Raw genomic sequence first — 7,114 nt, 5'->3', positions numbered from 1 at the left:
TCGCTCCAGTAAATGGGCAGCACACTCTCCCCTGTTTTGCCTTTTTCAATATGGAGTTCCACAAAAAAGGCCAATTTGTCGGTGGGATTTTTCACCCGCACGGTAGCGGTTTCAGTCGTGCCGGTTCGGGAAAACGACACCTTCGTTTGCAGGTGAACCCCGGGCAAATCCGCCAGCCGGGTGAAATCCGAAAAGGCAGCCGCCGGAGTTACGTACCAGGTGGCCTTGGACTCGTCCAAAACGTCGGGTTGGGTAGACAACCAGTAAAAATTGCGGCTGACGGTTTCGCCGGAAGCTTTTGTCAGGCGTAAATCCAGAAAATACAAGGTACTGAGTCCCGTGATTTCGGGAATGGAAAACAACCGCTGACTGACGTTTGATGTGAGAGACACTTTGACCGACCGCTGAAATTTTTCGTGAAGCCGATCCGTAAAAACGCGGGCCGTGGCCGTCAGATTTTCAATCGGTGTGTACGTGCCGTTCACTACCACAACGGAGTGATCATCGTACGAGTACTGAATGTGCACCGGTTCGCAGGCCTTCTGAGCACCAAAATACGCCCCGCCGGGCATCAGGTAGTAATCGTACAGCTGCCAGATCATGGACGGCCAGGCCGAATTGAGCATCCACTGGATTACGCCGGTAGACACGTACTTGTTACGGGCGTAGGCCTCATACATTGCCCGAATGCCTTCGTAATTGATGAGCTGTGCCTTCTCGCAGTAGTCGGCAGCGTTTCTGGCCGGGCCGTAGCGACGCGAAATGGCCTGGGTGTACACCTTCAAATTGGTGAATTTTCCGCGCCCGCAGTGGAAATCCCACATATCGTCAATCGGCCAGAGGTGGTCGGGCGGAATCATTCGTTTCACACTTTCCAGCGGCGGTACCTCCGGGCCCGGACCCACTTCGGTGCTAAAGCCAAACGCACCCCCCCGGGAGGTGTCGGCGTACCAGTACACCGGCGGCACCCACTCGTAGGGTCCGCTCATTTTAACGCCCGTATTCCCTGTGACCGACGTAGGGGTTTGAGCGGCAGACGACAGAAACGGCCGTGTGGGGTCGTATTGCTTCAAGATCGCCTGATAGCGTTTTTCCAGCGCCGGCCGCGGCGGCTTGTCGCTGCCGTAGAGCCAGACCAAAATGGAGGGGTGATTGCGCAATCGCAGAATCTGATCGCGCCAGGAGCGCGCCACCACGTCCATCTGGTGCGGCGATTGGATGCCACCAAACTGGTCACATGCGCTGCCGATCAGGTTTTTCCATTCCCATTGGCACGACCAGCCCACCAGCATCAGCAGGCCGTACTCGTCGCAAAGATTGTACAGCGCGTCGGTTCCCCAAATGCCCTCCACGCGGATGGCATTCAGATTCATTTCTTTGGCGTAGCGGACTTTTGCCTCCAATTTTTGGGGTGAATCCGCCAGAAGCAAATCGTCCGTCCAGCCGCCGCCGCGAATCAAAATCGGCTTGCCGTTTACAGTGAACACCCGTCCCCCCTGCTTGTTAAAATAGGATCCCACCTCCCGAATGCCAAATCGAGTTGAAATCCGATCGGACACACCGTTGTCCGTGCGAAAGGTGAACGTCAGTGAGTGTAAATTTTGCGGGCCGGTCTGATTGGGCCACCAGAGCCTGGGATTTTTTACACGGAGTTCCCGATATTTTTCAGGTGTAAACACCAATTCGCGGGTTTCATGGGGGGCCAGGGTCACGTTTTGCCAGACGGTGGAGCCGTCAAATGCGGCCAGCAATCGCCCGGAAACCGATTGATCGCTGAGATTACGGGCCTCTACAGAAAAAGTGAGCCGGGCCCGGTCGGTTCTGGGAAGATTGAGTTTTGTCACCACGTGGGGGTACCGAAGCCGAACCGCCTGGCTGAACCGGAGTTCGACCGGCTGCCAGAGGCCCAGGTTCCGATCGGGTGGTTTGGGATTCCAATCCACAAATCCCAGGGAGGGTTCACCCGGCCGGGGTGGAAACACCTGCACAGCCAGTACATTTTTCTTTTGGGGATGAATGGTTTTTGTCACGTCGAATTCAAAGCGGCGGTACACCCCTTCTGTGGTGTCCGCTGAAGCAATTTTTTGCCCATTCAGGAATACATTGGCACGGTACACAATGCCGTTGAACCGCAAAAACACGTGCCGGCCCGCCGCCTGAGACGCCGGAACAAATTCCTTTCGAAACCACCAACTGTGTTGAAACGGTTTGGTGGGAATAGCAGCCAGATTCTTCCCGTAGTAAATATTTTTGTACACGCCGTTCGCGACCAGAGCGGCCATCACCGTGGTCGGAACGCGAGCCGAGTACCATTTTTGAGGATGGAAATCCGGCGTGGAAATTTCAAGCCCAGAGGCTTTCACTTTGGCTGAATCCTGCAGTACCCATCCGGAATTCAGTCGCTGCTGAAAAGGACTTAAGGAAGATTTCGGTTGATTTTTCTGACCGCACCCCGTTAAAATAAGCAGAAAAAGCAGAAAAACGCCAGTCATTTGTACGTGTTTCATCGTTCACTCCAATTGCGGTTTTATGTTTCGATTTCGGGAAAAGAGCTGACTCGAATCTAAAGAATTTAAGGGTAAAAATCAACGGTTTTGTTTCAGGATACGGCACGGCTGCCCGCCTTTCGGGAGTAAAATCAGGCCCGAAAAACAGCCTGTTTTTTCGGTTTCACCCGCCCCCGTTTCTTAAGGGGAGCCTGGGAGGAATCAGGCGGGTTCATTTAAAAATCGTGAGCAACGGTCGCACCAGGGTGCATTTTTGACCGTATCCACCATCGGACAGATTCACCACGATACGTCTCAGTGAACCCCGTTTTTCCCCAAAACCCCGCATTTTTCGAGCCGGAACCAAGGATCTGAAAAAACGGCTCTTCACTGAGTTCCTCCACTGAGTTCAGGCGGTTTTGAAAACGAGTTGTTCGACGAGACACCTGCCCGTTCGGGTTGCCCTGATTTTGGATCGGGACACTCTGATTATTTATTCCGACCAAAATCGAACGCGACATTCCGTATGTCACCGGCTTAACCACCTCTTGTTGAAATACATTCTGAACAAAAAAGAGACTGGCAAAACTCAGAAGCCCGGCTGCCACGGGAGTGCTCACCCAGCCGGAAGCAATCTTCCAGAGGAGACTAAAATTAATGCCTTTTCCGCCTGATTTGACGATGCTAATACCGATTATGGCCCCCACAAGCGCTTGTGCACTGGACACCGGTACAAGGGGTATCGGGGGCAAGCCGTAAGCAACCAACCATTTTTTCAGTCCTTCCGAAGCAAAAATAAGAAGCACCAGTGATTCTGAAAGGACCACTACCAATGCTGTTACGGGTGAAAGACGAAAAATTTCATTCCCAACCGTTCTCATAACCCGATAGGAATAGGTGCAAATTCCCACGGCAATGGCCAGGGCACCCAGGAAAAAAAGTTGCTGGGTTCCCGAAAGGTGGAGAAATCCAAAAAGGCGAACCTCGTGAAAAGGCGACGCCGGGACAAACACGCCCATGACATTCGCAATATTATTTGCTCCCAAACTGTAGGCGCCGAAGGCCCCCACCACAATGAGCCCGAGCCGGGTATAGGCATCCAGTTCCAGAAGATGAATTTTCGCGCGATCCAGAAAGAATTTGGCCAATTTGAACAAAATGATGGCAAAAACAGCTGCCAGAACCGGCCCAACAATCCAGGTTGAAATGATTTTCGTCAGTAGTTCTAAATCCGTTGGTGAGCCGGTAAAGAAATTCCAGCCAATAATGGCCCCAACAATAGCTTGGGAAACGGAAGCGGGTAATTTGAGTTTGGTCATCCAGGCAACGGTGACTCCGGCCGCGAGGGCTACCGTAAAGGACCCGGCCATGGCGTTGACGGCTCCCAATTCCCCCAGGGTATGCGTCGCCCCGGCGCCATCCAAGACAGCGCCTAAAATCACAAAAATACTCGCCACCAGAGCCGCCGTTCGGAAGCGCACCATTTTGGTTCCTACAGCCGTACCAAAAATGTTGGCCGCATTGTTAGCACCCAGTGACCAGCCTAAAAAGAGTCCGCTAAGCAGAAAAAACCAGATCATTCTATTAAAAGAACCTTTTCCATTTTCAGTTAGTTACAGCCGAGGAATGCGCGCCAGCCTGATGACAACCAATGAAAAAATCCGCATCAATTTACCGATACCCAATGGCCACGTACCCGACCCAGTGGTGCAGGTTGGCCGGGGCCGTCACCCCCATCCCCGTATGACGCACGTCCAGTTCGCCCAACTCCACACTGTCACCGTAGCGGAGAAACATACCCGTGAGAGGCTTGTGGTGTAATTCTTTCATTAGGTGAACCAGAGTGGTCGTGCCAAATGGAACTGCAAAGCGACCGCACCAGGTGACTTTGTACTTGTAGTAATCTTTCGGGTCCAATACACGGTTGTAGAAATCGTGTACCTTGTCTGATGTCAACCTACTACAAAGTGTTTCTTGCGCAATCTTCCGATCCCTGGCCGTACCCTTTTTCAAACCTTTGCACCCCACGCCAAAAGGAGCAAAATTGCGCCCACCCCAGCCCTGGTCGCCGTAGTGCGAGCAGTCGTTGGAAATAAGAAAGGCAATGTCCGTTCCCAACTTCCAGTGGTGAGCTTGAATGAGCTGGGCCAGCACACCCGACAGATCTGAGGCCAGGCCCTCCAGTTTGTTCCACCCCATATAGGGTACCAGAATAGACACAATTTCCACGTCGCGGTTGTAATATTGAAGCCAGGGAACGAGCGCCTCCACGGAATGCTCCTCAGCCTGCATCGGACTGCTAACGATGTAATCTGCTTTGGGAAGTTTGGCCAGAATTTCTTCCCGGAGCGATGAAACCGGCACCAAACCGTAAGGGCTCCGCCATTTCTTAAAATCGTCAAAAACCAATGTATTCTCCACATGGTAACGCCGGGCGTAATGGGACACACCAAAAATCACCACCCGCTTCGCCTGCAAATAGGGGTACAGGTGGGCGTAAACGGGACCGGCGTAAATAAAATCATCGTGAGGTGAAATGCCCGCAATGAAAAAATGGCCCGGTTTCAGATTGTATTTTTCAGCGTTAGCTTCAAGTTTTTGGGCATCCGCCTTGCGGCTCAGGCGTACGGTCAAATCCATTTGTGGGGCCGAAATCGCAAAGCCAACCGTGTCCTTCAGCCCCCGTACCAGGGGTGTGGAGGGAACCGCCGTTTTGGGAAGAGCTTGCGGGATCTGAGCCACGGACATCGAGGTAAAAATGAGGCCCTCAAGGAAAATCAACAAAAACGCTCTAAATATTTTCATGGCACCTCCTCGTAGATAACGTTCCTTATTTTAGACCTTGTCCCTGAAATCTTTTTTTTGATTTACGATTTCAGATTGAAGATTTTTTATTTTCACAGCTAGGGGAGCTTCTTAAATCATAAATTGCTAATCTACAATCCTAAATCCTTTTTTTATCTGGACCCTGAGGCTTTTGAAAGGCCCGATTGAAAAATCCCTTCCGAACAGTCATTCCAAAAGCAGCCCACGATTTTAATCGTGGGATTTTATGAGAACAATCTCGAATTAAAAACCGTTTCAACGGTTTTAATTTTTTTTGAATGGCCACAAGCTTCAGATCGTGGATAAAATAAAAATCAGATCATTATTGGGCTTTAGCCTGACATTACATAAGAAAATTGGGCTAAAGCCCCGTTTTTATTCGGGCAGCTTTTGCCCACGAGCTGAAGCTCGTGGCAAGCCAAATTTTCCAGGCTCGCACTTGCTTAAATAACCCTAATCTTTGAAACAACCCGAATGCACTTTAGTCTTATAACCATTGAAAGGGCTGTTTTTTCTTCGCTGATTCAGTTGCCTGGGACTTAAGTCGTGGGTTGCCTGAAAAAATAAAAATTATTTGGACCATTTGAACGGTTTTGGAACCCACTCAAAAAATTTCCTGCTTCGCAAAGACAAAAAACCATAATACCGAATGTTTTTGATCAGCCCCCAACTAAAATTCGTAGGGCTTCAGCTCAAAATTCATCCGGTACACGTGCACGTCGATATTTTCTGTTTCTTTTAAGGCATATTCAAGTTTGGGATCAACGCCTTTTGCAATGATGAGTCCTTTTACTTTTGCATTGCTTTCAGCAAGGTTTTTTCGTACCCAGCCAATGTAGCGCAAAATTTGGCCGATCGTTTTGTCACTGGTTCTCCCCTTTTTGAGTTCAATCACAAGCCAATCCTTCCCCAATTTTCTTTTCGCTAAAATGTCAATGTTCCCAACTTTGTTTGTTTGATATTCTACACCAATCAGTTCGTCATCTTCTTCTAAAATTTCCCAATCTTTAAAGCGATCAATATTTTCCCAATTCTCGATCAGGAACTCCTGCAAATATTTTTCAAACTGGAACTCTAAATCTTCTTCTATTTCTATTTCAGTTGGTTCCGAAATTTCTTCGCCAATATTCCACCACAAAATATCCAAAATCCAAAAATCAATGTTGAAATCGTCCCGAATTTGGCGAAGAACATTATTCACAGCAATATATTTTTCGGCAAAACTGACCCCTTTGGACAATTTAGGGAAAACTCCTGCTTTTTTCATTCCCGCCTCGGAAACAGCATTTAGAACCCCATATTTTTCCGGGTAGACAACCAAAAGAATAGGAGTAATAATGGCCCTACTTAATCCCTTAATAAAAGGCGCTTTGGTCTTTGGACGCAAAAAATCGAGCCGTTCTTTGATATCTTTGGATTCATCTACCAGAATTTTAAGGGCTTCTTTTAGTTTTTCAAAGTCGCTAACTAATTGTTTGGATTGCCTGTGGATGCTTTTCCAATGGCGGTTATTCTTGAATAGTAGAAAAGACAAAAATTCTTCTTCCGTTAATTGATCAATACTTTCCGGCGAAAAAATTCGGCCATAATGGGAAAGCACGTATTCTTTGTCTTTTTGAACCTGGGGGTTTTGCTCAATAAAATCCAAAGTTTTTGAAAGAGCATTTTTTAACAAGTTATTAGAGGAATAATTCATCGTTCGCTCCCAGAATTAAAATGTTAAACCAATTTTTAGGTCATTCTTAAAACCTTACACGGGTTTCAATTTCCCCAATTTTTCCCTGTAGAGCCGCAACATTTTG

4 protein-coding genes are annotated in these 7,114 nt (G+C 48.8%); all 4 read right to left on the bottom strand.

What is annotated here, in order from left to right:
* A partial coding sequence (locus GXO76_15880) for a glycoside hydrolase family 2 (GenBank protein ID NOY79332.1) occupies positions 1 to 2,507 on the bottom strand: 2,507 nt, incomplete at its 3' end.
* A gap of 215 nt (positions 2,508 to 2,722) precedes the next feature.
* The gene (locus tag GXO76_15875) at positions 2,723 to 4,066 is read right to left on the bottom strand and encodes an inorganic phosphate transporter (GenBank protein NOY79331.1); all 1,344 of its coding nucleotides are present in this window, start codon (positions 4,064 to 4,066) and stop codon (positions 2,723 to 2,725) included.
* 91 nt (positions 4,067 to 4,157) lie between these two features.
* A complete protein-coding gene (amrB, locus tag GXO76_15870; GenBank protein ID NOY79330.1) occupies positions 4,158 to 5,291 on the bottom strand; it encodes an AmmeMemoRadiSam system protein B in 1,134 nt (377 codons plus the stop codon).
* Between the two features lie 691 nt (positions 5,292 to 5,982).
* Entirely contained in the window at positions 5,983 to 7,008 is a 1,026-nt protein-coding gene (locus GXO76_15865) for a DUF1016 family protein (GenBank protein ID NOY79329.1), read from the bottom strand.
* Positions 7,009 to 7,114 lie beyond the last annotated feature (106 nt).

It is taken from the genome of Calditrichota bacterium (assembly GCA_013151735.1).
In the GTDB taxonomy this organism is placed as follows: domain Bacteria; phylum Zhuqueibacterota; class JdFR-76; order JdFR-76; family BMS3Abin05; genus BMS3Abin05.
This window is presented reverse-complemented; position numbering and strand designations above follow the sequence as displayed.